Source organism: Legionella dresdenensis (assembly GCF_042649825.1).
In the GTDB taxonomy this organism is placed as follows: Bacteria; Pseudomonadota; Gammaproteobacteria; order Legionellales; family Legionellaceae; genus Legionella_C; species Legionella_C dresdenensis.
The window spans coordinates 17,707-43,977 of sequence record NZ_JBHSAB010000006.1 but is presented as its reverse complement, the minus strand read 5'-3'; the positions used below and the strand labels follow the sequence as shown (position 1 = coordinate 43,977).

Here is a 26,271-nt window from a genome sequence, read left to right as displayed (position 1 = left end):
AGCACCGTTATTGGTTTTATTAAAATTTCACAGAGTGGGGATAACGGCGGGAATTGCTGAATTGAAATTGAACTGTTATTCTCCATTTTTTTATTTCAGGTGTAACTAATGGATAATTTAATCATTACTGGTTTGGCAGTGGAAACCCGCATTGGTACTTATGAATGGGAGCAGCATATCAATCAGAAATTACTGCTTGATTTGGTTATTCCGATCGACTGCGCTAACTGTGAAGAAGATTTAAGTAAAACACTTGATTATGCCCGTTTGTGTGAGTGTATTACCAATTATATTGAAAGTAACAGCTTTCAATTAATTGAAACTGTTGCTGAAAGAGTTGCTGCTTTGGTTAAATCCGAGTTCCATGTCGAAACGGTTAGTGTGAAGGTCAGTAAACCGAATTCGGTTAAAAATGCAGCTAATATTCAGGTTGCAGTAACCCGTTAATTGGTACAGCACCGCATAATCAAGGGTTTTCCCTCTCCCCAGCCCTCTCCCGATACGGGAGAGGGGGTATTTGGTACAGCACCGCATAATCAAGGGTTTCCCTCTCCCCGGCTCTCTCCCGATACGGGAGGGGCGTAAGGAAATAGGATTAAATATAGCCATTGAATACTGAATACTTTAAAATTAGCCATCGCTTTTTCATCCCCCCTATTTAGTATGAAAAAAATCCTTTTTCAAGACGATTTTGCTGTTTCCGGTATTATGTGTTTTGAGAGCTGCGGCAAAACCATCAAGAGCTTGTTAGATTCGTGTATCAGCGCCTGCATTGCTGAAAAACTGTTGCCTGACGATGCCAGACTCAATATGGATGCTGAACCAGGCGGTATCGGTATTCATCGTTTGCTGATTTCTATTGAAAGCGAGACAGACGATTTTACGCCTGTGGAAAATTTTAACACTATTCTTTCCGAGAGAATTAGGCAGGACGTAATTTTTGAGGTCATTGATACTCAGGAAGAGAATCATAAGAGTAAATCAGGAAAAATTAATTGGATAAATATAACAGTCAACCTGATTGCCATGACCGCCATCACAATTTTGGCATTGGCATTCCCGCCGTCAATTTTATTATCAGTGATTCTGATTACCGTTTCTTTTTTAATTACCGCTTTCACAGCACGGGAATATCTGATTAACTTTTTCCGAAATCTGCGCACCGGCAAACTGGCTAATATGACAAGTACGATTAGCCTTGGCTGGTTTTTATCGCTGGCCCATTCCCTTTATCACACTATCAGCATGCCTATGGCCAGTAGCTTTTCTATGGTTTTTATGAACTTTATCATGCCGATTATATTGATAACCTGCATCAACGGCATGGATGAAATTAAACGTATGGTTATGGAAAAATCGCGAAAGATGCAATTAAACGGATTGAAAACGCTATTTCCACAAATGTCGGAGAAATACCGTTGCTATCAATTATCGCAAACAGATTCAAAGCTTCTGGCCGAGCAAATGGCAATTATTCTCCAATCTGGGGCCTCTTCAGCGACTGATCACTCGGAACTGATTGCAAAATTATTAACCGCCAATGAAACGCAGGAAGAACAAAAAAAGCTATTGCGCGAAGGTATGCTTATTGAGGTTAAACCGGGAGAATGTTTTCCTGTTGATTGTATTTTGGTTCACGGCAATACCATTATCGATGCCTCAATACTGACCGGAGAACCGCAACAGCGCAAACAACGCTGGCAAACGATTCCGGCAGGCGCAATTAATCTCAGCCAGCCGGTCACTGTTTATGCTACCAAAAGTCCATACCATAGCACTGTGAACAGTCTGCTATTCCGCTCAAACCGGGCGAAAAATACCGCACCAGCGGGTTCTGTGCCCAAATTTGTTTATCTTTATACAGCTCTGGTCGCTATCGGCATTATTACCGCTATTCTTGCGCCAGTCGCCTTTGGAATCGTAACATTGCCGCTGGTCTTGCAGAATGTCATCGGCATTCTGTTTTCCATCTGCCCCTGCACGATTGCCATTGCCCATCAGTTGCCAGGCCTTATCAGCCTTCATCACCGGAACAGCAAAGGCATTCATTTGCGTGATGAGAATCTTATCACTAATCAAACGGCTGAGATAAAAATCATTGTGTTTGATAAAACAGGCACATTAACTACCGGCAATTCCGTGATTGACTCATCGGATATTCCGGCTAGCTCGCCAATCTGGCAAAGAATTTACTTATTAGAAAAAGCCTACGGCAGAGAACATCCACTGGCGAAAGCAATTACCAGACATTATGAAGAGAATATCGGCGCCAATATCTTTTTTAATGAAGTTAAAGGAGGTCAGATTGATTCGGAGAATCGCGGCTTAACTGCGATAGTACAGGAAAAAGTGATTCAAATAGGTAATGCTGATTATCTGAAAAATAATAACATCATAGTGCCTGAAATCGATCAGGGTAAAATTAATCAGGGTTTTTCAGCCGTGTATGTCGCCCAGGATGGACAATATCAGGGGGTGATTTATTTTAAACATGAAGTCAGGAAAGGCATCCGGGAAGCGCTCTCCAATTTAAAGCGTGAAGGCAAAAAAATTATTATGCTCACGGGCGACAACTCCAAATCAGCCGAAGGATTTAACCAACATATTGGTGAACAGTTTGACATAAAGGATATTCATGGCGACCAAACGCCAAAAAATAAAGAAGATTTTTTAAAATTGCTGATGAGCGATCCCCAAATTAAACCAGGAAACATCTGGTTTGTAGGCGATGGTTTAAACGATGCGCCCTGCTGCCGGATGGTAACTGAACAAGGCGGCGTCAGTTGCGCAATGGACACCAATGATAAATCGGCTTTTTTTACAGATATCTGTTTAAACGGTTCATTGGATTATTTATTCCAGCACAATAAATTAAATCGTTCTCTTCAGCAAAATACGATGCAGAATAAATGGATTGTAACCTGGGGTACGATTGCTTTCCTGGCATTTATTTTAAGCTTTTCTGTGGCTGGCGTTGCAGTTTCACCGCTTATCCCTATGGCGGTGATGTTAGCGACAACAATGTTTATTTTATTTAATTCTTACCGGATCAAACTTTCTATCGATAATGCCCTTGATAAAGTCACGTCATGGCCGAAAAAACTCCTGGCCTCCAATCTATCGATTGGCTTACTGCTGGGTGCAAGCGTTTTGCTTATTTGCGGTGTTTTGGTTACTACCATTGCAACTGGCGGACTGGCCTTACCGATTGCTGCGTTTACAGCAGGCGCTGCCGCTGCGGTTAGTAGTGTTTGTACTTTATCGGCAATCGGCTTATCTGGCGCTTTTTTGATATTGCTTGCCAGTTCTCTTGTATCTGCCAGATTGGCCAGGAATAAAACTCAAGAGATATTATTGCCCGTTAAGCAGCAGCAGGACGATTTAGCTAAACCTGTTCCCGTTGTGGTTAACGATGAAGGTGTTAAACATAATTTTGATTTCTTCCTGGGCAGGTTTCGCAGGAATCGGGTAACCAGGGATCAGCCTGTTGTTGAGAGTGTGCCAGGAAACCTGGCGATCTAGGCAGTCTTACTCTCACTGAATTTGCCAGCGAGAGAAATCTTGATTACGTGGCAAGAAAATGTTGGGTCAAACGACCCAACCTACGTGTTATGCATCCATTTTGCGGATCATGCCTTTCATGCGCTCGCTGCGGGCGACTGTAATCTGTGCTTTTTCAGCGTCAGCACGAGAATGGAATGGGCCGATAACTACCCGGAACCAATTAGTATTACGCTGGCTAATCTGACCTATGCTGACATCAAATCCCTGCATGACCAGTGATGCCTTAAGATGTTCCGCATCCTGACGTTTATTAAAGGCCGCTACTTGCACCATATAGGATTCTTTTGCTGCTGGAACCGGCACAGGTTTACTTTCAGCAACGGCTGCTTTTTGCGGCTGCTGCGTTGTGACTACGGCAGATTGGGGCGCCCGAGCGATTGCTGCTGCGGAGCTTGGCGGCACCACCTTTGCAGGCTCCTGGTGCTGCGCTTGCGGCGCTGGGCGGTAAGCGCTAACCGGCGTCTTACTGTCTTTGGCAAGCAAGGTATAAAACTCAAATTTAGGCTTGGGCAATTCAGGCTTTTTGGCAACAACCGGCTGTTGCGGTGTTTGCTTGCCGCTATGTTCCTGCACCTGCTTATTAACCCAGGAGGTCAGACTGGCAAAATCAAAAACCGATGCAACAAGATAACCACATAAAAAAGAGGCAACTACCAATAGAAACTGCTTGGGCGCATTACTGCGCTCCCGTGTTTGCCTTTTTCTCACATAATCTCTTGCCATCACATACTCTCAGGGGCTGATACGCCAAGCAATTTCAAGCCATTTCTTAACACCTGGCGCACAGCGGTTAAGAGACAAAGCCTTGCGCTACGCAATGCCATATCTTCGCATAATAGCTGCACTGCATTGTAATAGCTGTGTAAGCCATTAGCCAGTTCCCGTAAGAAATAGGCAACCTGATGCGGTTCACAAACCGATGCAGACGCAGCAATAATTTCCGGATAACGGCTGAGCAACGTAATTAAAGCAGTTTCATGCGGTTGGTTAAGCAAATTGATATTTGCCAGGCCAGCATCCTGATCCCAGGTTAAACCGCGCTCGTTTAATTGCCGTAACACACTGCTGATACGGGCATGAGCATACTGAATATAATAAACCGGATTGTCGCTTGATTGCGACTTTGCCAAATCAAGATCAAAGTCCATATGTTGTTCCGGTTTACGCATCACATAGAAGAAGCGTGCAGCATCGTTGCCGACCTCTTCCCTGAGTTCACGCAGCGTTACAAACGAACCGCTTCGGGTAGACATCTGCACGCGCTGGCCGTCACGGTACAATATGGCAAATTGAACCAACAGGACATCAATGGCACTGTCATCATGGCCCAAAGCTCTGACTGAGGATTTCACTCTGGTCACATAGCCATGATGATCCGCACCAAAGATATCAATTACACGATTAAAGCCCCGATCATATTTATTCCAGTGATACGCAACATCGGAGGCAAAATAAGTAGTTTGGCCGTTAGCACGTATCAGAACCCGGTCTTTTTCATCGCCGAAAGCAGTAGCTTTAAACCATAAAGCATTTTCCTGCGTAAACGTATGGCCAGTGTCTTTCAGCGCCTGTATTCCTTTCTCTACGGAGCCATTGTCAAATAATGACTGCTCAGAGAACCAGCAATCAAAATGCACGCCAAACTCACCCAGATCATCTTTAATATCATCCAATACCGAATCCAGTGCCTGCTTATGAAATAATTTAAATCCATCCGGCCCTAGTAATTCGCCTGCGCGGGTTATTATGGCGTCAATATAGAGCTCTTTATCGCCGCCTTCAGGCTCATCGGCTGGTAATCCCGCGCTGACAGCAGACCAGGGATGAACAAATTTCCGGCCATGCTGCTGCAATACCTGATTGGCAATTTCGTTAACATAATCGCCGCGATAACCATTGGCAGGGAAAACAATTTCTTCACCGGCAAGGGTCAAATAACGTAACCAGACGCTGGCAGCCAGAATATTCATCTGCCGGCCGGCATCATTAACATAATATTCCCGGCTTACCGCAAAACCGGCAGCATCAAGCAGATTACCCAAGGTCGCGCCAAAAGCGGCCCCCCGGCCATGGCCTACATGCAGCGGGCCGGTTGGATTAGCAGAAACAAACTCGATAATGACTTTCTGGCCATGGCCAATATTACTGCGGCCGTATGCTTCACCATCCTTAAGGACCGTGGTAATCACTTGAGAAAGGGCATCAGTGCGCATAAAGAAATTAATAAAACCCGGGCCAGCAATTTCCACTTTTTCCAATGCTGAGTCTGTTTCCAAGGCAGCAGTAATCAATTCAGCAATCTGGCGCGGCTGTTTTGCGCATGGTTTTGCCAGCATTAACGCCAAATTAGTAGCAAAATCACCATGACTGCTGTCTTTAGTCCGTTCAATTTTAATTTCCGGACTCAGATCAACAGGAACGACGCCTTCATTTTTAAGCTTAATCAGCGCAGTATTAAGCAATTGTTCAACAATTTGTTTCATCAGGTTTTATTCTTTCATCAAAAAGCTCCTATTATGCGCTTTTTCACGTCAGAAGCAAAGTCTTATAATTTCAAAAACCAAACACCGTATCCTACCTTCTTTGCCCTAATCTGGCGGTGAAAAAATCCATAAATACCTTCACTTTTGGCAATTCAAAATCATATGCCCGGTAAAAAATATAAATGTCGTAACAACGGAATGCATATTGAGGTAACAATCGAATTAATTCACCGCTATCAAGCCAATGTTCAACCAGACTGTCGCCAGTCAGAAACATGCCAATGCCTGCCAGACAAGCCTGATTTAATTCAGCAAAGCTATTCATATATAAAATCGGATTTGCAGTCGGGAGTTGTCCGCCATCAGCCAATGGCAAATAGTGAGCCGGCTTTCGCAGACTGTGCGAAATGACAGGATAACGAGGTAAATCTCCAGCATCGACCGGCATACCATAGCGTTCAACAAAAGCTGGCGAAGCACAAAGAATATTGCTAACCGTAAAAATTTTGCGATAACGCAAACTGTCCGTTGCTGGTGGAATAAGTGGAAAACCAACCATAATATCAAGATCACCGCGGGCAAGTTGGTCATCTTGTTCTGAAAAATCTATATTCAATTCAATGAGGGGATATAACGTCATAAATTCCGGCAAAAACTGCAATACCATATCACGACAGGTAATAGTGGATACCAGAACATTCAACTGGCCTTGCGGATTTTTTTTCTGCGATTCAATAAACAAATCAATTGAATTAATTTGCTCGGCAATCGTTTTACAACGCTCATAAAATAATACCCCAAACTCCGTCAGCTTAACCTGTCGTGTAGTGCGCTGAAAAAGCTGCTCGCCAATTGCCTGTTCAAGATTTTTAATCTGCTTGCTAACTGCGGTAGTTGTTAAAAACAACGATTCAGCTGCGTTGGAAAAGCTGTTTAACTCCGCAACTTTAAGAAAACAGGCAATTTGTCCCAGATTATACATACCCCGACCATTATCAACTTTAAGTTCATTATAATTTAACATTTTATCAATTAATTTTCAATAATGTTTCTTATATAATTAACTTTACTACATAGGAGAAAAATTATGACTGTTAAAACGACTGCTTATCGCTTCCATCATATTGGTATTCCAACGGCAGAACCAAGAAAAGGCGAGCGATATAGTTCAACATTCAAAATGTATACCAGCGGCGGCGAAAATAGTGAGTTTCGCGTGCAATATCACCGTTTTGAAGAAGGATGCCCCTTGCATCCGCTGATACAAACTATGACTCATGTCGCTTTTGTGGTAGACGATTTGCAACAGGCAATACAGGGAAAAGCAGTATTTATGCAGCCTTATGAGCCATTCGCCGGTTTTAAAGTAGCAATGGTTATGGATTCAGGCATGCCTATTGAGTTGATAGAAACCACTTTGAGTGAGGAGGAAATTTGGGGTGGGGAGCATAAAAATTCGGTGATTTATCCGGGTGAGTAAAATTTCTTACTAAGCTATACTTATACTAACTTGTTGGCATTAATATATAATTTAGGTATTGGAGTATTTTGATGGACGTATGCCCGACTGAGCGGCACTGCCATTAAGCTAAGAAAATTTGTCATCCCCGCGAAGGCGGGGATCCATCCATCAAACAAGGTAAAGAGCTAACTTGAGACATGGATTCCCGCCTTCGCGGGAATGACAGTATCTGTGCGCCTGAGCGGGCATAAGAAAGTTATTCATGAGAAATTTGCAGGAGCGAATTTGAATGCATCATTCCATTCCACTGATAACAACGATTGCATCGGCATTTGCTCTCGCACTTGTGCTGGGATTTATCGCTGTTCGGCTTAAGCTGCCTGCGTTAGTTGGTTATTTACTTGCCGGGATTGTCATTGGCCCATTTACCCCCGGCATATTTGCCAATGTCGAAATTGCTCAGGAACTGGCTGAAATTGGCGTCATGCTATTGATGTTTGGGGTTGGATTACATTTTTCATTGAATGATTTATTGCAGGTACGCAAAATCGCCATACCGGGCGCTATTGTCCAAATGGCTGTCGCCACGGCACTTGGTTCCAGTGTTGCAATGATGTGGGGATGGCCGATAGGAAGCGCATTGATTTTTGGCCTTTCGTTATCAGTAGCAAGTACTGTGGTCTTGTTGCGGGCGCTGGAAGAGCGCGGTGCGCTGGACTCAATCAATGGTCATATTGCGGTTGGCTGGCTGGTCGTCGAAGACCTGGCGATGATTATTGTATTGGTTCTGCTGCCGCCGCTCTCCCAATGGCTTGGCGGGAATACGCCGCCAGCAGAAGCTGGCAAGCCGCTATGGACGGTTCTGGGATTCACGTTCATCAAAGTAACAACATTTATTGCTTTAATGCTTCTGGTTGGCAGGCGGTTATTTCCAAAATTACTGGTACAAATCATCCGCACCGGGTCCCGCGAACTATTTACTTTGTGTATTATCGCCGCCGCAGTCAGCATTGCTTATGGCGCTGCCATGCTGTTTGGCGTATCGTTCGCGCTTGGCGCTTTTTTTGCCGGGATGATTTTGCGGGAATCCTCTTACAGTCACCGGGCAGCGGAAGAATCTCTGCCTCTGCGGGATGCGTTTGCAGTACTGTTCTTTGTATCAGTCGGTATGTTATTTGATCCATCGGTATTAACAAAACATCCACTACAAATCCTGGCCGTGGTTGCAATTATCATTATTGGCAAATCAATCGCAGCATTTGTCTTGGTCCTGCTTTTTCGCTATCCTTTACGCTCCGCTTTAATCGTCTCAGTCAGTCTCGCCCAAATTGGCGAATTTTCTTTTATTCTTGCCGAACTGGGGGTCCGTTTCAATATTCTTCCGGTTGAAGGAAGAAGTTATATCCTTGCTGGCGCCTTGATCTCAATCGCAATCAATCCATTATTATTCCGGTTAATCCAGCCTATTCAAAACTGGACCCGCTCACATGCTTCTTTAAGCAGGATATTTGAGCGCTCTAGTGATCCGTTAGCGGAGCTGCCAATGACAACCAGCGCTGAGTACCTTGCCGGACAAGTTGTGTTAGTCGGCTATGGCCGGGTCGGAAAACGGGTAGCCCAGTTGTTGTCAACAAAAGGTGTTCCTTATGTGGTTGTAGACGAAAACCGGGAATTGATAGAACGATTACGCGCCTCGGGGATACCAGCTGTTTATGGCGACGCTTCGGAACCAACGGTCCTGGTTCAGGCTCATATTGCCCGCGCTGATCTGCTCATGATTGTGATTCCCAATACCATACACATTAGTCAGATGATCAAATGCGCACGCCAACTTAACCCGGAAATTGAAATCGTTATCCGTACTCATAATGAAGCAGACACGGTAGCCTTGCAGAAAGAGATTCACAACAAAGTATTTTTTGCCGAAGAAGAAGTTGCCAACAACATAGGCTCGTATGTATTGAGCCGATATGGCAAATAACTCACCCAGCTTACAGCCAGTACAAGACTCAATGACTACGCTCTATTTTCTCATAAGCTTTCTGGATATAACCATCCTGCGACAACATAATCGCAATCGGCTTGGTCTTGTCAAAATGGGCAAAAACTATCATCATCATGACCGTAATCGGCACTGATAAAAACATGCCCAGAATTCCCCAGATGGCTCCCCATAGCGCCAAAGCAAACAAAATAACCAGCGGACTTAAATTTAATGATTTACTTAAAAAGCGTGGTTCAATCAGATTACCAGCTATGAACTGAACCGTTACGATTCCGGAAGTCACCACAAAAAACGGCAGCCAACCGTCAAACTGAATCAGAGCCAATAATGCCGGAAAGGCTGTAGCGATAATTGCACCGATATTGGGAATATAATTCAGGAAGAAAATCAGCAATGCCCAGAACTCGGCAAAATCAAGACCGACAAATTTCATAATTATCCAGCTGGAGATCGCGGTAACCAGGCTAAGCAATGACTTGATTCCCAAGTAAGTTTGCGTGTCTTTGACAATATGATTAATAATATTGTTGACCAATTCTCTATGCTCTGCCTGCGGGAACAGGGCATTTAATTTCTGGCGAAAATAATGCTGTTCAACGAACAGGAAGACCACATATAACGTGATAAGAACTGCAGAACCGGTAATCGAAGTAAATACCGCGTAAATATTTACCAGAATATTCTGCACGCTTAAGCTTTTAAGGAAACTGTCAAAATTGGCCAGAATCTTGATATGAAAATAGTTATCCACTTTGTCAAAAATTGCCATCAGATTTTCCTGATAACGGGAAGACGCGGCGATAACTTCGTTCACATTATCGCCGATAATGCTGATTAAAACCCGCACAAAAACGACGACAACCAGCAATGCAAAAATCATCCCCAAACTACCGTTCAGCCGTTTACCCACCCAGGGTATTTTGTGGACTGAAGCGTCAATGGTATTTAACAAGTGCCAGATAAAAATGGCGATTACAATCGGGATCAGCATGCTGCGGCCAACAAATAACAGGTAGCCGATAATCCAGACTAAAACCACACCCGCAGTAAAAGAAACTGTCCTGTTCATAACCCTGCTCCACAATTCTTCAACCAACTTTTGTTGGCCGAAATGACCCAACCGGCAAATTTCCTGCTATTATCAATACTTTCAATTCAACATATCATACCGTGCTGTCTCAATCTTGTGAAACACTTCCAGGTGTTGGACCTGCTCTGGCAGGAAAACTGGCAAAATGCGGCATCCATACTATTGCCGATTTACTGTTTCATTTGCCCTATCGCTATCAGGACAGGACACGAATTACGCCTGTGCGTGATCTGCGGGTCAATGACTACTGCGTCATTGCGGGACAGGTCTGTAAAACCGAAGTGAAATACGGCAAACGGATGATGCTCTATTGTTATGTGGAAGATAAAACCGGGATCATTCGCTTACGCTTTTTTCACTTCAACAAACAGCAGGTTAAATCCTTAAATGAATCAACCGGGATTCGTGCCTTTGGTGAGGTGCGTGAATTCGCCAATCAGCTCGAAATGATTCATCCTGAATATCGTTTATTGAGTGATGACGGTCAGTTAGTAATGGAGGAAACCTTAACTCCAATTTATCCCGTCACTGAAGGCCTCACGCAATCCCGGCTCAGACAACTGGTAAAAATAGCCCTGGATCAGGTAACGCCGGCACTGGCTGAACTTGAGTGGTTAAGCTCCCAACAATTGCAGCAAAATAATTTTCCTCCGCTGGCCGATGCCGTCAATCTACTCCACAATCCACCGCCAGATATTTCCATTCAGGCACTGGAGGAAGGCAAACACCCGGCTCTGCAACGCATGGTATTTGATGAACTGGTTGCCCAGCGTCTGAGTATGCAATTTGCCCGAAAGGAACGCACTCGATTACAAGCGCCCATAATTCCGCCGCAACCGGAACTGCAAAACCGGTTTACCAATCTGTTGCCTTTTGCGTTAACCAGTGCCCAGCAGCGCGTGGCTGACGAAATTATTGCAGATTTGAATCAAAATAAACCCATGCTGCGTCTGGTTCAGGGAGATGTCGGCTGCGGCAAAACGACTGTTGCAGCGATTGCGGCCTTGCAAGCCATAGGAAACGGCTATCAGGCCGCCTTGATGGCGCCGACAGAACTATTAAGCGAACAACACGCCATAAACTTTGCCCGTTGGTTCGAGCCCTTGGGCATTCAATGCGGCCGTTTAAGCGGAAAAATGAAAATCCGTGAACGTCGGGAAACATTGGAAAAAGTGTTAAATAATGAATGCCAGCTGTTAATCGGCACCCATGCATTATTTCAGGAATCGGTAGAATTTCATAAGCTCGGAGTGGTTATCATTGATGAACAACATCGTTTTGGCGTAGAGCAGCGCTTGCTGTTACAACAAAAAGGCCAGAAAGACGGCTTAACGCCGCATCAATTATTAATGACCGCGACCCCTATCCCCCGCACGTTGGCCATGACTCAATTTGCTCATCTGGATATTTCAATTATTAATGAATTACCACCAGGCCGAACACCGGTTAATACCGTAGTCATTAATCAGGACAAACGCGAATTGATAATTGAGCGCTTAAGCAGTGCAATCAGCACCGGCTGCCAGGCATACTGGGTATGTACCCTTATTGAAGAATCGGAAAAACTGCAATGCACGGCAGCAACCTTAACGGCTGAAACGCTGCAGCAACAACTTCTCCATGCCCGCGTAGGTCTGGTACATGGCCGGATGAAACCTGTTGAAAAAGAAGCGACTATGGCAGCGTTCAAAGGAGGGGAACTGGATTTGCTGGTTGCAACTACGGTTATTGAAGTCGGCGTTGATGTACCCAATGCCAGCCTGATGATCATCGAAAATGCCGAACGCCTTGGACTCGCGCAGTTGCATCAATTACGCGGCCGGGTTGGCCGTGGGCATACCGTGTCGCATTGCCTGCTTTTATACCAAAATCCGTTGTCGCAGGTTGGCTCGGAGCGATTACGGGTAATGCGAGCCACCACAGATGGGTTTGTAATTGCAGAAAAGGATTTACAGCTTCGAGGTGCCGGTGAAGTGTTGGGCACACGGCAGACTGGTTATCGACAGTTTAAAATCGCCAACTTGCAGCGTGACGGCTATTTATTACCTGCGGTGGGTGTAACAGCCAAGCAATTGGTTCAAGATGATCCGGTACTGGCGCAAACTATTGCCAAGCGTTGGCTAGGTGAGTTTGAACAGTTTTTGCAAGGTTAGGCTGGGTCGTTTGGCAAAAGCAAACGATTGCATGGATAATCTGATATTGCTACCATAACAAATTGTTTTTTAACCATACCGTTAAATAATGGCCAGCTCGGAACGCTATTGGCAAGCAAAAAAAATTACCTTGATTGGCGCTGCGATGAATGCTCTCCTGGGCATAATCAAACTCGTTGGCGGTTTCTGGTTTCACTCGCACGCCCTCGTAGCAGACGGGTTTCATTCAATCTCGGATCTGTTAACCGATGCCATGGTGCTGTTCGCGTCCAAATACGGCAGCCAGGATGCGGACGACTCACACCCATATGGCCATCAGCGCATCGAAACTGCGGCAACCTTACTGTTATCTTTGCTTCTGATCCTGGCCGGTATCGGCATTGCATGGGATGCCTGTGATGAATTAATCCATGCCAGTCATGATAAACCAGGCTGGATTGCGCTTCCCATTGCCGTCTTTTCGATATTAGCCAATGAAGCGTTATTTCATTACACCAGGCATGTGGGTGAAAAAATAAAATCGGCGTTGGTCATTGCCAATGCCTGGCACCACCGTTCTGATGCTGCCTCATCGATTGTCGTTGTTATCGGCCTTGCAGCCAGTCTGGCCGGCTATATTTATTTTGATGCGATTGCCGCAGTTATTGTCGGTGCCATGATCATAAAAATGGGAGTAGATTATGCCTGGAACAGCGTCAAGGAACTGGTTGATACCGCAGCTGATCCTAAGACTCTGGAAGAAATCGAAAATATTATCAAACAGGTCAAAGGTGTAAAAAAAATCCACCAGCTACGCAGCCGGTTTATGGGACATGATATTTTTGTCGATGTTCATATCCAGGTTGCACCCTATCTTTCCGTTTCGGAAGGCCATTATGTCGCGCAACATGTCCACCGCGCTCTGATCAACAAAATGCAGCATGTTGAAGACGTTACCGTCCATGTTGATCCGGAAGACGATGAAGAAAACTGCCCGTCATATCACCTGCCCAACCGTCAGGAACTTGAGGACAAACTGTTTACCCACTGGAAAACGCTGTTTCCCGAGATCATGTCCTGGAATCTGCATTATCATGATGGGAAATTGCGAATCGACTTAATCTGTCAACAATTGACTGCTGAAAGCTTGCCTGTATATCAGCAGATACAATCTGAACTGGCAGCGTACCCCGATATTGTTGAAATCAGAATTTACAATAAGGTAAAGGTTATAACAAATGAGCAAACCTGATATTGTTGCACTGGGCGAGCGTTGCTGCAAGAAAACGCTTGCTTAATACCGTCTGTGAAAATATTATTCACTTCCTGAATCAGCAACCTGTAAATACGGTATGAATGAAATAAACCTGTTGGCTACGGCCTCGTCATTAAAATTAGTGTTTGCTATTGCCATCGTTGCCGTTATTCTGTCAGCAGGCTGGTATCCTTTTAAAAAGCGCCTTGAAAATGAAGATCACATTGATTTCCCCATCGGTGAGACATTGGCAACCGGTGTGTTTCTGGGCGCTGCTTTATTGCATATGCTGCCGGAGGCTAATTCCTTATTTACTGCTGAAGGCTACCATTATCCTTTTGCCTTTATCATTACTGGCGCGGTCTTTTTATTTTTTCTCTGGTTTGAGCATCTGGGAAAAGAACTGTATCATCATAACGATACCACCCATCCGTCCTTTGCGATTTTAGCCTGGGCAATGCTTTCAATTCACTCCTTAATGCTGGGAGCGGCACTTGGGGTCAATCACAGCAATTCAGTAGTTATTATGCTGTTTCTGGCGATTATTACCCATAAATGGGCTGAAAGCTTTGCCATTGCAGTCCAGCTCAACAAAAGTTCATTAAGCCGCGCACAAAGCCTGATTTTCTTTCTTTCATTCAGCATGATGACCCCGCTTGGTATTTTTATCGGCTGGTATTTTGGCCGCGGTATAGAAACCAACTCCTTATTTGACCCAATCCTGATTGCCGCGTCAGCAGGTACGTTCCTGTATCTTGGCACTCTGCATGGACTTGAGCGCTGTGTCATGGTTGAACGTTGCTGCAACCTGCGTGATTACAGTTTTGTGATTATCGGCTTTTTATTAATGGCGGCAGTAGCAACTTATGTTTAAGGCTGGCAGCTTTTTTACGCGCAAATATTATTAATCCGCTATATACTAATGTAATGCAGGACGCAGGAACATTATTATGGCAAAACAAAATAACGCCAAAAAGGCGAAAAAACATGTTAAAAAAGCGCTGTCTCACATAAACAAACCGGCCGATTGCCTACAGGAAAAGCAGCACTATGATCGTATCGCCTGCGTTTTTCAGGGTGGCGGCGCCCTGGGCGCTTACCAGGTAGGCGCCTATAAGGCAATCCACGAGCGCGGCTATGTTCCGAATTTTCTTGCCGGCGTATCAATCGGCGCAATCAATAGTTCTATTATTGCCGGGAATCCGCCTGGTCAGCAAATTGATAAATTATTAACCTTTTGGAATACGATTACGCCTAAACTCTGGTCTGACTTCCTGTGCCAAAGCCTTGGTAATAATGATATTGCCCATCATCTTCATAACCAGTCAGGCGCTTTTCATACCATAATGCATGGCGTTGACGGTTTTTTTAAACCACGTATCATGCCGCCCGGTTTATTTACTAACGATACACCGGACAAGCTCAGTTATTATGATACCTCCGAGTTACGCAGCACGCTTGAAAATCTGATTGACTTTGATCGCATCAATAGCAAAGAAGTCACTCTCTGCCTCGGAGCGGTTAATATTGCCACTGGCGAGATGGAGTTTTTTAATAATCAGTTAATGACCATTACACCGGAACATATCATGGCAAGCGGCGCTTTACCGCCCGGGTTGCCGGCAATTAAAATCGGTGAAGACTATTACTGGGACGGCGGCATTTATGCCAACACGCCGCTGGTTACGGTTCTGGACGCTCTGCCGGAACTGGATACCTTGTGTTTTGTCGTTGACTGCTTCAGCCTGAAAGGCCATTTACCACATACCCTGGATCAGGTCGATGAGCGTCAGAAAGATATCCGCTATGCCAGCCATTCACGCCGGTTAACCAATGTTTATACCAGCCGACAGAATTTACAGGCAGCAATTCAGTTTTTAGGCGAGAAATTAACCCCTGAGGCCAGAAAAGATCCTCGCGTACAACAAATCCTTGATTTAGGTCACGCCAAACGGTTTAGCGTGGTGCATGTGATTTACAATGGCACACCCTTTTCGCACTCGTTCAAAGACTATAATTTTATTCGCTCGGTAGTCAATTTGCGTATGGAAACCGGTTACCAGAATGCCATCGAAGTACTCAGTAAGCCAGATTGGGAAAAGAAATCCAATAAATTACTTGCTTGTTCTATTTATGGCGTTGAATCGGAATATTTTGAACAACATTAAGGAGGTAATGATATGACTATGAAATATAGCATGCTGATGGGTTCATTATTATTGGCAACGCAAACTATTGCGGCCGACATCACAACAATGGTCTACAGTACAGACAATAATAAAACGGCCTTGGGCACAGTTGTGTTCAGCGATACGCCGTATGGCCTGCTGATTAAACCTAACCTCAATGGTTTGCCGGTGGGCGCACATGGTTTTCATCTGCACCAGACTGCGAATTGCAGCGATGCCGGGATGGCTGCCGGCGGGCATTATGATCCCAAACACACGAATAGCCACCAGGGCCCTTACGGGGAAGGTCATTTAGGCGATTTGCCGGTATTATTCAGCCTTGATGGAACAGCCAATACACCATTACTGGCGCCGCGTCTGAAAACCAGCGATTTAAAAGATCTGGCATTGATGATTCATCAAGGCGGCGATAATTACAGTGATACCCCTCCTCTTGGCGGTGGCGGCGCTCGCATTGGTTGTGGGTTGTTGAACAACCAGCAGTAAATATGTTTTAATAAAAAGTTGGGTAATACGCTTTTAAGGATAGAAATGCGCACAAGGACTAAGGTGCTAAAACAGGCATTTACAGCAACTATGTTGTTACCGCTCACAGCTTATGCGAATAGCGCCGGTTATTTCACTGACTGGCTGCTGAGCGGTTCTTTTGGTATCTATCAATACGAATCGGGTACCAAAAATCTCCAATATGTAGTTACCGAACTTGAAACCGATCGCATGATCCAGCGCACTAGCCGACATGCTCCCATGTTTGGCGTCGCACTGAAAAAACCGGTTTACCAGAATACTTACCTTCAAGGCTTAAGTATCGGCCCGGCGCTTTATTACCAACGAGCCAATTTCACTGGCGCGGTGCTGCAATATGACGATTGGTTATTTAATAATTACAATTACAATATGGGCGGGAATGTCTACAACGGTTTTATTGAGGCAGAAGCATTGCTAAAACCATTCTATAAAGCGATTTCACCGGTAGTTGTACTGGGTGTCGGTGCCTCTTATGCCCGCCTTGATTATCATGATTATCCGGCATATTCAGATGTAGCAGAAGAAGGCCGTATGAAAACATCCGGACACAGTAATGCCAAATTCGCGTTCGAAGCAGGCGCGGGCATTGCATTTCCTTTGTTATCCAATCTCAAAGGCCGATTAAATTATCTTTATCAAAATACCGGCCGTACTACCACGCAAATCTATAATGCAACAGGTATAGCAAACGTCAGTATCTCCAACCGGATGGACAGCCACAATTTGTTGTTTTCGGTAGTCTATCAAATCGGAAGTTAACGTAATTTTGCAGCCGATTGTCACGACGTTGTTTCAAGGCATACTTCGTGACAATCAAACAGATGGCTGTGTAACCGTCCATTTTTCGCGATAAAAACAGGCAAGGCTTGCTAACCCGATCAAGCTGAACAAGACAGCTGGAACAGCTAGCGGCAACGTGGACGTAACTGTTTTGTTAATCAGAAAATACCCGGCTATGCCAGCGAAGAAGAAACGGCTGGCTCCGCACGCTGCCGCTGCTGTTCCCTTGGCCTCCTCAAACGGCTCCATCGCGCCGCCTGATCCAGCGCCCATACAGAATGTGCCGCCCATCCCAATCAGCAGCATAGGATAAACAAAATTATGGACACTCAAACCATAATAAAGATACCAGATCCACATCCACAGACCGCCTGCCAGGGTAATTAAATAACCGGCGATACAAGTCTTGAAAATACCGATACGCTCGACCACCAGCCCACCAATAAAACTGCCGATCAGTAATGAGATCCCCATAAAACAGAAATAAAAACCATATTGGGTTTGCGGTATACCAAGACAGCGCATAATCAGGTAAGGCGATAAAGCACAGAATAAATAAAGATAGCAATGCCCAAACGCTGAAGCGAGATTATAAACAGTAAAATCCTCATTACGGATTACAGTCAGATATTGCTTAAAAAGTTTGCCGGATAAGGGCGTGCGTTTATTCGCCGGCAGGGTTTCTTCCAGCCAGGCTCCCATAGTATAAAAAGCAGCGCCGGCAATAAATAAAAGAATCCAGAACGTATAAGACCACCCCAAATACAAATCAAGATAACTGCCGATAAAAGTCGCAAAGATGGGTGAAAACGAAATCATACCATTGAGAAAACTGTATGCCTTGGCGCTTTCATCTCCAGCATAACAATCACGCACAATTGCAAAACCAATCACCATCATGCCGCACGAACCAACAGCTTGCAGAATACGAAAAAACAATAATTGCCACACTGTCGTACTTAATCCGCAGCATAATGATGCAACGGCAAAACAGGCAATGATGACCAGGGCTGTTTTACGGCGGCCATAATGGTCGGAAACCGGCCCTATCACCAATTGCATCAATCCAGAAGTAAGCATAAACCAGTTCAGGGTTAACAGCATCTGGGTATCTGTCGCCTGAAATTCCTGGGTCATATGGGCTATTGCCGGTACATATAAATCCATTGCGAGCGGCAAAGCTAATACCATTGGCGTTAAAGCAAGAATCAATTTGGCAAACATAATGCAATATTCCAGAATTTAAGTCGACTGAGCAAATCATATTGTGCACTTTATTCTCAAAAATGCCAATACACTCACCTGCCAATGGAGCGCTTGAATCAAACTTCAAAGCTCCCATAATTTTGGTTATCGACAACATTCTACAGATCACGTATTATCAAAATCTTCATTATGATGAAACATTCAGTCAACCGTTACAGTTCATTTGGAGTGGATTATGACAGCAGGGCAATTATCAATATCCCTTGTCAACAGACTGTCATTATCAGACACGAATAAAGTGTCTGCGGGCTATTATCGTTCCAAACTTTTTATTGCGCCTTTTACTACCAATCCGCTTGTTGCAGCAGCAGGTCCTTTGTTATCGTTGATGGAAAGGCTTTGCATCAGTCCTTCTGTACCGCCTATTAATAGCATCAGGGATAATATTGAACATGAAATGCGCGCCTTTCACAGCCGCCTGGAAGGTAAAGACTATACCGATGAACTTGACTGTATTGCCCATTATTTACTGTGCGCAACGATTGATGAACTATTAGGCAAATGCTATCTGCGTCTGCACGGTAAAGCGCCTGAATTTGTCGCGTTTACGCCTTCATCCTATGATGAAACGGGTCCGGAAGAACGCTTCTTTGACGTGATTGCCTATATCAAGGAACGGCCAAACCAATATCTTGACGTTATCGAACTGGCCTATTACTGCCTCATCAGTGGCTTTGAAGGTAAATATCATCAACAGGCTGATGGCCGTCTTGCGCTTGATAATCTGATTGAAGAATTATTTCAACTGATCCAGCAACACCGTGTCAATAAACCACTGCACTTATTTAAAGATACTGAAAAAGCTGAAATTGAAATGCAGCCAGTAAAAAGTTATCGCACAATAATTGCTGCCGGCTGTATCTCGGTTGCGGTTCTGGTTGCAAGTTATGCCCTAAGTTATGTCCTGCTGGATAATCAAGCTAAAAATATCCAGTTCGGGCATACTGTAATTGCCAAACTGGATGACTAATGGATAACTCGTTAACAATTATTTGCGATGCTTTAAAAAAGATTTTTAATCAGTTAAAAGTTCAGAATAATGCCTTGTCATTCATTCTGCTGACGGGAAAAATCGGTCAGGGAAAAACCGCTTTACTGAATCAAAGCCAATTAACCCGCTACTCAATCGGCTCTGAGTATAATGCCAATCTTTTTTATAACCAGAATGGCGTCATTCTTGAATTGGGTGAAACCTGGCTGAACCAAAGCGAAAATCTGCTTGCTTCCAGTTTAAAACAACTTAACCGTTGTCATAAAAATGTAAAAATCAGTGGTATATTGCTGGCGGTTGATAGCAGCGACTTGCTGTTTGGCGATCCCTCGCAACAGCTGGAACAGTGCAAATTGCATAATCAATTGCTTAACCGGTTCGGACATGCCCTGGGGTATGCGGTTGATACGGCGATTATTATCACCAAACTTGATACCCTTGCAGGGTTCTGTGAGTTTTTTCAGTTTGAACATGCAGCTGAACTAAAAAAACCACTGGGATTTTCGCTGGAGTTTTCGCCTCAACGAGCCAAGCTTGCCGCTCATTATAAAGTACAATTTGATCGGATGATTGAAGTTTTAGGGCAGCAGATCATTCATAAACTGCATCCTGCTCGTTCAAGCCTCAAACGGACATTGATTCGAGAGTTTCCATTACAATTGACCAGCTTACGCATTCCCATTCAGGCTCTTTTGCAAAATATATCACCTCAGTATTTTAAAACCAGGGCAATATATTTCGCCAGTGCCGAACAGGGCGGCTTAAGCATAGACCAGCTAAATAAAAAGATTCAGCATGAGTATTCGCTGACAGTCCAGGATCGTTTTCCACAAGCAACCAATTATCGGGCATATTTTATTGAGGGCGCCCTGCTGGCTTTTCAGCAACAAACCATGCGTCGCACAACCCGTACGGATCAACGTTATAAACTGATTGGAGCCATATCAGCATCATGCGCTGCGTTACTTCTGGCTGGTCTTGGTTATCAACACTTCAAAACATCACGTCTGCTTGATGCGGCAAGTAAAGAATTATTAGCCTATGAAACACTGATTAATCAAAGTGAAAACAGAGCATCAGCATTTTATCATTTGACGCAGGCCGAAGAAAAACTGGGGCTAATACCCAGCAATATCCTGTCTTTATCTGCAATTGAACGGCTAAAAGCGCAATTACATAACAGCACTCAGCATCAGTTGCATGACAGTTTCCTGCCTGAACTGGTTGCAAACCTTGAAAATGTGATAACCAATCCCTCACAATCGCAACCCGAACGGTATCAGGCACTGAAAATTTATTTAATGCTTGCAGAGCCAGAGCATTTTTCCGAACCGGAAATTATTACCTGGTTCAATGCCCATCAACCTGATGGCAAGACCGGGCCAATTAACGATAAAGAATTATTCCTGATCAAAAATGCATTAAAACAACCGTTCCAACCGCTGACAATTAGCCGGCAATTAGTCACTGATACCCGTAATTACCTTAATGCCCTGCCTGCCGCCTACCTGTATTATTCGTTAGCGAAAAATAGCTTTCCGCAGGAAACACAGCCGCTGAAAATTGATGGCTTTGATCTGGCAAGCAAGTCTTTACCGGTTTATTACACTAAAGAGGGATTTAAACAGGTCTTTCAACAGTTACCTCAAATTGCGCATAAGCTGCAACAGGAAAACTGGGTTCTGGCAAGGCAGGATCTGGCAAACATTCAACAGCAACTGGAAGAAGCTTATTGCTTTGATTATATGACCTGGTGGCAAAATTTCAGCCGGCGTACCCAGCCCCATCATTATCAGGGTTATGAGCAGGCAAGACAGCTTACCCAGCTCTTATATCAAAATAACGCGATTGCCAGTCTGGTTAATCTGATCCAGCAGAATACCAGTCCGGATGTAGCTGATAGCAGCGGTTTATTTAATCAGAAAATAGCCAATAAATTTACGTCGTTAAGCCTGATGAGCGATTCAGCAAGCAAGGACTTGACCCAGACTATTCATGAGCTTGAAAAATTTATTACAACCTTATCTCTGGTCGACGATCATGGCCAGACCGTATTCAATTTAACCCGCGCAAGATTCCAGGGCGACAACCCGGCAGATCCGCTGAGTGCTATTTATGCCCGTGCCCGGCAATTGCCTGACCCTGTTGCAGGCTGGGCAAAACAGATTGCTGATGATACCTGGTTCATTTTTATTAATGAAAGCAAAGAGTACCTGAATACGCAATGGAGGCAGAATGTATATAACAGTTATATCGAAACAATCGCCCACCGTTATCCATTAGATTCACAGGAAAAAGAAGAGGTAACGCTTGCTGATTTTAATCAGTTTTTTGCGCCTAACGGCAAATTGAATACTTTTGTAAACAATTACCTCAAACCATTCCTTGATACTTCCCATCCGCAATGGACAGCAAAGGAAATGAATGGTTATGTACTGCCTTTTTCACCTGAATTATTAAATGAACTGATTCGGGCAAATGTAATCAGTAATATGTTTTTCCCGGATAACTCTTTGGATAGCAAGATTGAATTCAGCTTGCAAAAAATCAATCTGGATCCAGTAGTATCAAACCTGCAACTCACTATCGGCTCCACGATTTTAACCGACACCCAAGGCAGCGATTCCTATACTTCCTTCATCTGGCCGCAAGCCGGAGCGAAACTAAGCCTGAATTCGATTGAAGGCGAGCATTTTGAACTGGAAGAACAAGGCCCATGGGCATTTTTCAAAATGCTGCAAAAAGTGAATGTCCTCGTTGATAACAACGACAGTGCAAGCTTGCAAATTTTATTTGAAGTCAATGGAAATTCCGGCCGTTACCTGTTAAAAACCCAGAACCAGATTAACCCCTTCAGCCCAGGAATTTTAACCGGCTTTAATTTAAGCAAAGAAATTGTGTAAACTGGTTACAGCGAGAGGTTCTCCATTAAGGTTTATAAGTCTAGTTATTTAGATCAGACTTATTATCTCAAGGAAAAACTATTTTTGAAATATTATGGATAAAAGCTCTAGTACCTTATTTTGAACTTCCCTTTCAATAACACCTAATTTTTTGACAATACGCGTGCGATCTATTGACCTCAGCTGATCAAGTGCAATCTGCCCTTTTTTATCTTTAAATTCTGTCAATATTCTAGTTGGAAAATTGTCTTTAATGGTGCTGGTCATCGGTGCAATAATAACTGTTTTCAACCTACTCAAATTTATTGAGTCCGGTGATATGATTACTGCCGGACGTGTTTTTTTAATTTCAGAACCAATGGTAGGATCAAGATTGACTAAAAAAACATCAAACCTTTTTATTTTTACCATGTCCATTCATCCATATCAAAATCATTGCTTAGATTTAAATGACTCTCATCACTACCATCATCCACAAGAGCATTGAATTGCTCTAACCATCCTTCTTGCTGATTTTTGATTGGAATTAATGTAAGCACACCCTTCTCATCTGCTCTAATTTCCAATTCTTCACCAGGATGTAAATGAGCTTCTTTAATGATAACTGAGGGAATACGAATTCCTATTGAGTTTCCCCATTTAGTTAAAGTAACCGTAGACATTGTAACTCCAGAAATGTATATTCATAATATAATTATACATGGTATATACATATATTCAAGCCTTGTTGTCTGCAAATGAACAAATTATAGCTAATTCACCACTAGAAAAGAGTAAAATTAAGGTAGCTTGATCCGGCATAAATAAAATATGAATTAGCAAAGAGCCGCTCACAACCGGTTAGATGCTTCATGAAATCGCATGCTTTTAAAATAGCTTTAATTTAAGCAAAGAAATTTTGTAAAACGGTGAGTTTTATGGGTAAATAACGCAGGGGTTGATTATTCGCCTAATGCCACACCATAAAATGGTAATTTGCTTACCTAAACTCTGAGAGAGCGCATAGCGCTCACCCGGGGGCTTATCCGTTTTGGCCGCGATTATCCAAAGCTACAGGAAGATGCCAGTTTATCTAGCAAGCTATTGCTTAATTTATCTGTCGTAATTAACTCTGGACAATTGCATAGCCGGGCAATAACCTTTAGTCTACTACCAAAATCACACCTGCTCTCGCCCTCAAAATAATCATAACCACTGATTTCAAACTTTTTATGCAAAGAGTCTAATAGCATGGGACGTAACGAGTGCTTGTCTAAATTACCGTTGTCTGGATTTTGTAAAAAAGTCAACAAATCAGTTATTAATCGCGGCGTAGAGGTTGTTTTATGGATTTGACCGAGTAATTCAGTTGCGCGTTGACGTCCTGCTATTCCATGATTGTGTGTGAATGAGATGGTGTAATGATAAGAATTATTGATAGTTTTGTAGTTATTAATTGTTTCTTCGCATAACTTAATTAACTCCTGATGAAATAAATTTGAGAAAATGCGTTGATCATCAATTTTAATTTTTCCCATTTGGAGGGTTTTTTTAACTAAGATAGCGTCTCTAAATGATAAGAGATTTTTCTGTTTTTACGGTGGCTGGACCAGGCATATTTGTACTCTCAAAATAGACATCTCATAATTTTAACATAGCGCCCTATTTATGCTCAATAATTATTAAGAGCTCTATTGCCGATTAATAAATTGTCCGGCACAAAGCGCAAAGCCAAATTTGTTGTGTGTATTTAATATTTTCTTAATGATTAAATTTTATAATAGTATTTTTTTTATGCTATGACATTATGCCTTCTACCAACCTGTTTTTTTCTTCTCGACACAATTCAGATAACAGTCAGCATGATGCTAATTTGCCATTGGAAACTGTAAAAAAATGCATTGATGCTCAATTGAACTATAGCCAAGGCCTAATCAAGCGCGCCCGCATTGGCAACCACCAGGAATTAGTCGAACTGATTGTATCGCAATATATTAGCCTGGATATTCTACCCCATACTAGAGAATCTCAGCATTTAAAAGAGACGCCAATAAAGCAATTGCAAAAAACAATAGTGACCGGTGCGGTAAAAGATATCCAAAGCTTGCAGGAGATGAAGGATTTAGCTGAGCTAAACCGTATCGATGATTTGTATTTATGCATTTTCTTATATTATAAACAATTGAGAATCACCATTAGTGACGCTCTTAACAGAGATTTGATTAATAACATCCTGGCTCATTATTTTACTAAAGAAGAAGCAAAGAAAAAAACCAAACAGTTTATGAGAAACATTAACAAAACCCCGTTAATGGATGAAATTAATCAATTTGCTGCCCTGCTAACAATACTCGAACCCAGCGTTAGCCCTATTTGTAAACAATTTGCAGATGAAGTAAACGTAAAAATTATTGATGATAAACATTGTTCTGTAGAACCAGATAATAAAAAATTAAATAACAATAAAGATAAAATGTTAATGCTAGAACACAAATACCCTGGAGAACCTCGGTTTCAAGCCTTAATTGCAAGCTATTATAGGGGTTTGCTTGCATTGAAATATGTCAAAGTAAAAAAATCGGAAAATCAAATTTTACTATTGTTTGCTGAAATGAAGCCTCTTTATGAGTTAGAGGCTAAAATTAATCACTTGCTGCGCAAGCTAGAAAAGCAACACAATCATACCAGGATTGCACAAGAAGCCTCTGAGTCAACTAAAGTTCCGGGTTCATCACCTCCAGCCTATAAAAAATCAAAAATAGATCGAGGCTTAATAACTGGCTCTTTAATTACCGCTGTTGCTCCTGTTTCTGAAGCTCAAGAAACGGTTAATGATTATTCTAACGCTACTGATGCTCCACAACAAGCTGTAAAGACTAGCGTTACCGATGAAACAATCATTAATGAACCAGAAGTTAATCAAGAGCCCAGTATAACAACAGAAGTATTGGAAGTTTTAGAAACTGCAAGCACAAGCGAAATAACCGTTGCTGACAAAAGCGATGAAGACGAAATTGCTCTTGCTGAGACCAGTAGCTCGTACTATTCGTTTTACAAAAAGGAAAAGCCTTCAAAAAAACAGACAGCTTCTACGCAATTGCCTGCGATACCCCTTAAAGACAGTCATAAGGATACTTATTTAAAGGTCTTTGGCCTGGTGCCTTACGATGCAATCAATTTACGCGAGTTGGTTAATCTTACCTACCAATTTAAAGGAACAATAACAGCTACAGGCAGGAACAGATGCCGTATTGAGCTTGAGAATATTTACGCTTATGTAGCTACCCCCAGAGAAGCGCTAAGTCGCGCTTGTAATAAAGCCACGGTTACAATGCATGGTGGCGGGCATCGAGGTACGAAGAGCCAAAACCACGATCGTGATAAAGCACCGGAATATCTTATTAACCAATTTAGAGATGCCTTTGATCGTGCCGGGCTAACACCGACTAATTTAGGCATAGAACTAAGTCCACCTCCGGCTAACTTGAGTGCATAGGGTTGGTAGTTCTAGTTGTGCCAGCATCAACATAAGTGCGATAATAGCAGCCTGATGTCCAAAGGACTTTAGATTAAAATTAAATTCCAGAAAAAGAGTAGCCTGGGTGGAGGTCCAAAGGACCGGAACCCGGGTTTCACTTCGTTTC

21 protein-coding genes are annotated in these 26,271 nt (G+C 43.3%); 13 read left to right on the top strand and 8 right to left on the bottom strand.

What is annotated here, in order from left to right; genetic code table 11:
• Nucleotides 1–108: 108 nt before the first annotated feature.
• Nucleotides 109–447, top strand: a complete 339-nt coding sequence (gene folB / locus ACFORL_RS05470; RefSeq protein WP_382341891.1) for a dihydroneopterin aldolase — start codon at nucleotides 109–111, stop codon at nucleotides 445–447.
• A 216-nt stretch (nucleotides 448–663) separates the two neighbouring features.
• On the top strand, nucleotides 664–3,522 hold the full coding sequence (locus tag ACFORL_RS05465; protein ID WP_382341889.1) for an HAD-IC family P-type ATPase: 2,859 nt from the start codon (nucleotides 664–666) through the stop codon (nucleotides 3,520–3,522).
• 87 nt (nucleotides 3,523–3,609) lie between these two features.
• Here the strand turns inward: ACFORL_RS05465 and ACFORL_RS05460 are convergent, their stop codons facing one another.
• The 3 genes from ACFORL_RS05460 to ACFORL_RS05450 all read right to left on the bottom strand — a co-directional run bounded on the left by ACFORL_RS05460 (nucleotide 3,610) and on the right by ACFORL_RS05450 (nucleotide 7,071).
• On the bottom strand, nucleotides 3,610–4,272 hold the full coding sequence (locus ACFORL_RS05460; protein ID WP_382341887.1) for an SPOR domain-containing protein: 663 nt from the start codon (nucleotides 4,270–4,272) through the stop codon (nucleotides 3,610–3,612).
• A gap of 14 nt (nucleotides 4,273–4,286) precedes the next feature.
• Nucleotides 4,287–6,047 carry an arginine--tRNA ligase gene (gene argS, locus ACFORL_RS05455; RefSeq protein WP_382341885.1) on the bottom strand — a complete coding sequence of 587 codons (1,761 nt, stop codon included), beginning with the start codon at nucleotides 6,045–6,047 and terminating at the stop codon, nucleotides 4,287–4,289.
• Between the two features lie 91 nt (nucleotides 6,048–6,138).
• Nucleotides 6,139–7,071 (bottom strand): LysR family transcriptional regulator, encoded by a 933-nt coding sequence (locus ACFORL_RS05450; protein ID WP_382341883.1) that lies wholly within the window; start codon nucleotides 7,069–7,071, stop codon nucleotides 6,139–6,141.
• 63 nt (nucleotides 7,072–7,134) lie between these two features.
• Here ACFORL_RS05450 and ACFORL_RS05445 point away from each other — a divergent pair, with 63 nt between their 5' ends.
• Entirely contained in the window at nucleotides 7,135–7,527 is a 393-nt protein-coding gene (locus ACFORL_RS05445) for a VOC family protein (protein ID WP_382341881.1), read from the top strand.
• 271 nt (nucleotides 7,528–7,798) lie between these two features.
• Nucleotides 7,799–9,490, top strand: a complete 1,692-nt coding sequence (gene ybaL, locus ACFORL_RS05440; protein ID WP_382341879.1) for a YbaL family putative K(+) efflux transporter — start codon at nucleotides 7,799–7,801, stop codon at nucleotides 9,488–9,490.
• 28 nt (nucleotides 9,491–9,518) lie between these two features.
• On the opposite strand, the gene ACFORL_RS05435 is transcribed toward ybaL, so the two are convergent.
• Complete coding sequence (locus ACFORL_RS05435) at nucleotides 9,519–10,583, bottom strand: AI-2E family transporter (RefSeq protein ID WP_382341877.1); 1,065 nt, start codon at nucleotides 10,581–10,583, stop codon at nucleotides 9,519–9,521.
• 101 nt (nucleotides 10,584–10,684) lie between these two features.
• On the opposite strand from ACFORL_RS05435, the gene recG reads away from it, so the two are divergent.
• The 6 genes from recG to ACFORL_RS05405 all read left to right on the top strand — a co-directional run bounded on the left by recG (nucleotide 10,685) and on the right by ACFORL_RS05405 (nucleotide 17,467).
• Nucleotides 10,685–12,757, top strand: coding sequence for an ATP-dependent DNA helicase RecG (gene recG, locus ACFORL_RS05430; RefSeq protein ID WP_382341875.1), 2,073 nt, complete (start codon nucleotides 10,685–10,687; stop codon nucleotides 12,755–12,757).
• An 88-nt stretch (nucleotides 12,758–12,845) separates the two neighbouring features.
• The gene (locus ACFORL_RS05425; RefSeq protein ID WP_382341873.1) at nucleotides 12,846–13,988 is read left to right on the top strand and encodes a cation diffusion facilitator family transporter; all 1,143 of its coding nucleotides are present in this window, start codon (nucleotides 12,846–12,848) and stop codon (nucleotides 13,986–13,988) included.
• 118 nt (nucleotides 13,989–14,106) lie between these two features.
• Entirely contained in the window at nucleotides 14,107–14,865 is a 759-nt protein-coding gene (locus ACFORL_RS05420) for a ZIP family metal transporter (protein WP_382341977.1), read from the top strand.
• 76 nt (nucleotides 14,866–14,941) lie between these two features.
• Nucleotides 14,942–16,159 (top strand): patatin-like phospholipase family protein, encoded by a 1,218-nt coding sequence (locus ACFORL_RS05415; protein ID WP_382341871.1) that lies wholly within the window; start codon nucleotides 14,942–14,944, stop codon nucleotides 16,157–16,159.
• Between the two features lie 12 nt (nucleotides 16,160–16,171).
• Nucleotides 16,172–16,666: a superoxide dismutase family protein gene (locus ACFORL_RS05410; RefSeq protein WP_382341869.1), complete on the top strand. Its 495-nt coding sequence runs from the start codon at nucleotides 16,172–16,174 to the stop codon at nucleotides 16,664–16,666.
• 45 nt (nucleotides 16,667–16,711) lie between these two features.
• On the top strand, nucleotides 16,712–17,467 hold the full coding sequence (locus tag ACFORL_RS05405; RefSeq protein WP_382341867.1) for an outer membrane protein: 756 nt from the start codon (nucleotides 16,712–16,714) through the stop codon (nucleotides 17,465–17,467).
• Between the two features lie 54 nt (nucleotides 17,468–17,521).
• Here the strand turns inward: ACFORL_RS05405 and ACFORL_RS05400 are convergent, their stop codons facing one another.
• Nucleotides 17,522–18,712: a multidrug effflux MFS transporter gene (locus tag ACFORL_RS05400; protein WP_382341865.1), complete on the bottom strand. Its 1,191-nt coding sequence runs from the start codon at nucleotides 18,710–18,712 to the stop codon at nucleotides 17,522–17,524.
• A gap of 217 nt (nucleotides 18,713–18,929) precedes the next feature.
• Here ACFORL_RS05400 and icmH point away from each other — a divergent pair, with 217 nt between their 5' ends.
• Nucleotides 18,930–19,724, top strand: coding sequence for a type IVB secretion system protein IcmH/DotU (gene icmH / locus ACFORL_RS05395; RefSeq protein WP_382341863.1), 795 nt, complete (start codon nucleotides 18,930–18,932; stop codon nucleotides 19,722–19,724).
• Nucleotides 19,724–22,648 (top strand): type IVB secretion system protein IcmF, encoded by a 2,925-nt coding sequence (gene icmF / locus ACFORL_RS05390; RefSeq protein ID WP_382341861.1) that lies wholly within the window; start codon nucleotides 19,724–19,726, stop codon nucleotides 22,646–22,648. The genes icmH and icmF overlap by 1 nt, the downstream gene beginning before the upstream one ends.
• A 78-nt stretch (nucleotides 22,649–22,726) precedes the next feature.
• Here icmF and ACFORL_RS05385 read toward each other — a convergent pair whose 3' ends face one another.
• From ACFORL_RS05385 to ACFORL_RS05375, 3 genes are all read right to left on the bottom strand, one after another.
• Complete coding sequence (locus ACFORL_RS05385) at nucleotides 22,727–23,059, bottom strand: type II toxin-antitoxin system PemK/MazF family toxin (RefSeq protein ID WP_382341859.1); 333 nt, start codon at nucleotides 23,057–23,059, stop codon at nucleotides 22,727–22,729.
• Nucleotides 23,053–23,310 (bottom strand): AbrB/MazE/SpoVT family DNA-binding domain-containing protein, encoded by a 258-nt coding sequence (locus ACFORL_RS05380; protein WP_382341857.1) that lies wholly within the window; start codon nucleotides 23,308–23,310, stop codon nucleotides 23,053–23,055. Before ACFORL_RS05380 ends, ACFORL_RS05385 begins: the two co-directional genes overlap by 7 nt.
• Before the next feature lie 378 nt (nucleotides 23,311–23,688).
• Nucleotides 23,689–24,165 carry a hypothetical protein gene (locus tag ACFORL_RS05375; RefSeq protein ID WP_382341855.1) on the bottom strand — a complete coding sequence of 159 codons (477 nt, stop codon included), beginning with the start codon at nucleotides 24,163–24,165 and terminating at the stop codon, nucleotides 23,689–23,691.
• Between the two features lie 269 nt (nucleotides 24,166–24,434).
• Here ACFORL_RS05375 and ACFORL_RS05370 point away from each other — a divergent pair, with 269 nt between their 5' ends.
• Nucleotides 24,435–26,123 carry a hypothetical protein gene (locus ACFORL_RS05370; protein WP_382341853.1) on the top strand — a complete coding sequence of 563 codons (1,689 nt, stop codon included), beginning with the start codon at nucleotides 24,435–24,437 and terminating at the stop codon, nucleotides 26,121–26,123.
• Nucleotides 26,124–26,271 lie beyond the last annotated feature (148 nt).

Excerpts from the sequence above, each read along its gene's own strand:
- folB (WP_382341891.1), top strand. The coding sequence starts at position 109 with ATGGATAATTTAATCATTACTGGTTTGGCAGTGGAAACCCGCATTGGT.
- ACFORL_RS05465 (WP_382341889.1), top strand. The coding sequence starts at position 664 with ATGAAAAAAATCCTTTTTCAAGACGATTTTGCTGTTTCCGGTATTATG.
- argS (WP_382341885.1), bottom strand. The coding sequence starts at position 6,047 with ATGAAACAAATTGTTGAACAATTGCTTAATACTGCGCTGATTAAGCTT.
- ACFORL_RS05450 (WP_382341883.1), bottom strand. The coding sequence starts at position 7,071 with ATGTTAAATTATAATGAACTTAAAGTTGATAATGGTCGGGGTATGTAT.
- ACFORL_RS05445 (WP_382341881.1), top strand. The coding sequence starts at position 7,135 with ATGACTGTTAAAACGACTGCTTATCGCTTCCATCATATTGGTATTCCA.
- ybaL (WP_382341879.1), top strand. The coding sequence starts at position 7,799 with ATGCATCATTCCATTCCACTGATAACAACGATTGCATCGGCATTTGCT.
- ACFORL_RS05435 (WP_382341877.1), bottom strand. The coding sequence starts at position 10,583 with ATGAACAGGACAGTTTCTTTTACTGCGGGTGTGGTTTTAGTCTGGATT.
- ACFORL_RS05425 (WP_382341873.1), top strand. The coding sequence starts at position 12,846 with ATGGCCAGCTCGGAACGCTATTGGCAAGCAAAAAAAATTACCTTGATT.
- ACFORL_RS05415 (WP_382341871.1), top strand. The coding sequence starts at position 14,942 with ATGGCAAAACAAAATAACGCCAAAAAGGCGAAAAAACATGTTAAAAAA.
- ACFORL_RS05410 (WP_382341869.1), top strand. The coding sequence starts at position 16,172 with ATGACTATGAAATATAGCATGCTGATGGGTTCATTATTATTGGCAACG.
- ACFORL_RS05405 (WP_382341867.1), top strand. The coding sequence starts at position 16,712 with ATGCGCACAAGGACTAAGGTGCTAAAACAGGCATTTACAGCAACTATG.
- ACFORL_RS05400 (WP_382341865.1), bottom strand. The coding sequence starts at position 18,712 with ATGTTTGCCAAATTGATTCTTGCTTTAACGCCAATGGTATTAGCTTTG.
- icmH (WP_382341863.1), top strand. The coding sequence starts at position 18,930 with ATGACAGCAGGGCAATTATCAATATCCCTTGTCAACAGACTGTCATTA.
- icmF (WP_382341861.1), top strand. The coding sequence starts at position 19,724 with ATGGATAACTCGTTAACAATTATTTGCGATGCTTTAAAAAAGATTTTT.
- ACFORL_RS05385 (WP_382341859.1), bottom strand. The coding sequence starts at position 23,059 with ATGGTAAAAATAAAAAGGTTTGATGTTTTTTTAGTCAATCTTGATCCT.
- ACFORL_RS05380 (WP_382341857.1), bottom strand. The coding sequence starts at position 23,310 with ATGTCTACGGTTACTTTAACTAAATGGGGAAACTCAATAGGAATTCGT.
- ACFORL_RS05375 (WP_382341855.1), bottom strand. The coding sequence starts at position 24,165 with ATGGGAAAAATTAAAATTGATGATCAACGCATTTTCTCAAATTTATTT.
- ACFORL_RS05370 (WP_382341853.1), top strand. The coding sequence starts at position 24,435 with ATGCCTTCTACCAACCTGTTTTTTTCTTCTCGACACAATTCAGATAAC.